The sequence below is a fragment of the Bacillus sp. 2CMS4F genome, from assembly GCF_023161785.1.
Classification (GTDB): Bacteria; Bacillota; Bacilli; order Bacillales; family Bacillaceae; genus Bacillus; species Bacillus halotolerans.
The window spans coordinates 1,517-3,044 of the sequence record NZ_JALNTO010000029.1; the positions used below are offsets into that span (position 1 = coordinate 1,517).

1 rRNA gene (only partly in view) is annotated in these 1,528 nt (G+C 52.4%); it reads right to left on the reverse strand.

The features are described 5' to 3' along the window. Positions 1-1,498 (reverse strand): 23S ribosomal RNA (locus MTN95_RS21425) (it extends 1,475 nt beyond the left edge of the window). Between the last annotated feature and the right edge of the window lie 30 nt (positions 1,499-1,528).

The window sequence follows — 1,528 nt, forward strand, 5'->3', positions numbered from 1 at the left end:
ACCGCGCTTACCCTATCCTCCTGCGTCCCCCCATTGCTCAAATGGTGAGGAGGTGGTACAGGAATATCAACCTGTTGTCCATCGCCTACGCCTTTCGGCCTCGGCTTAGGTCCCGACTAACCCTGAGCGGACGAGCCTTCCTCAGGAAACCTTAGGCATTCGGTGGAGGGGATTCTCACCCCTCTTTCGCTACTCATACCGGCATTCTCACTTCTAAGCGCTCCACCAGTCCTTCCGGTCTGGCTTCACAGCCCTTAGAACGCTCTCCTACCACTGTTCGAAGAACAGTCCGCAGCTTCGGTGATACGTTTAGCCCCGGTACATTTTCGGCGCAGAGTCACTCGACCAGTGAGCTATTACGCACTCTTTAAATGGTGGCTGCTTCTAAGCCAACATCCTGGTTGTCTAAGCAACTCCACATCCTTTTCCACTTAACGTATACTTTGGGACCTTAGCTGGCGGTCTGGGCTGTTTCCCTTTCGACTACGGATCTTATCACTCGCAGTCTGACTCCCAAGGATAAGTCATTGGCATTCGGAGTTTGACTGAATTCGGTAACCCGGTAGGGGCCCCTAGTCCAATCAGTGCTCTACCTCCAAGACTCTTACCTTGAGGCTAGCCCTAAAGCTATTTCGGAGAGAACCAGCTATCTCCAGGTTCGATTGGCATTTCACCCCTACCCACACCTCATCCCCGCACTTTTCAACGTGCGTGGGTTCGGGCCTCCATTCAGTGTTACCTGAACTTCACCCTGGACATGGGTAGATCACCTGGTTTCGGGTCTACGACCACGTACTCATGCGCCCTATTCAGACTCGCTTTCGCTGCGGCTCCGCATCTTCTGCTTAACCTTGCACGGGATCGTAACTCGCCGGTTCATTCTACAAAAGGCACGCCATCACCCGTTAACGGGCTCTGACTACTTGTAGGCACACGGTTTCAGGATCTCTTTCACTCCCCTTCCGGGGTGCTTTTCACCTTTCCCTCACGGTACTGGTTCACTATCGGTCACTAGGGAGTATTTAGCCTTGGGAGATGGTCCTCCCGGATTCCGACGGAATTTCACGTGTTCCGCCGTACTCAGGATCCACTCTGGAGAGAACGAAGTTTTGACTACAGGGCTGTTACCTCCTATGGCGGGCCTTTCCAGACCTCTTCATCTACCTCGTTCCTTTGTAACTCCGTATAGAGTGTCCTACAACCCCAAGAGGCAAGCCTCTTGGTTTGGGCTAATCCCGTTTCGCTCGCCGCTACTCAGGGAATCGCATTTGCTTTCTCTTCCTCCGGGTACTTAGATGTTTCAGTTCCCCGGGTCTGCCTTCTCATATCCTATGAATTCAGATATGGATACCACTCCATTACGAGTGGTGGGTTTCCCCATTCGGAAATCTCCGGATCAAAGCTTGCTTACAGCTCCCCGAAGCATATCGGTGTTCGTCCCGTCCTTCATCGGCTCCTAGTGCCAAGGCATCCACCGTGCGCCCTTTCTAACTTAACCGTTAAAAAGAATCACTATGTGATATCTTGT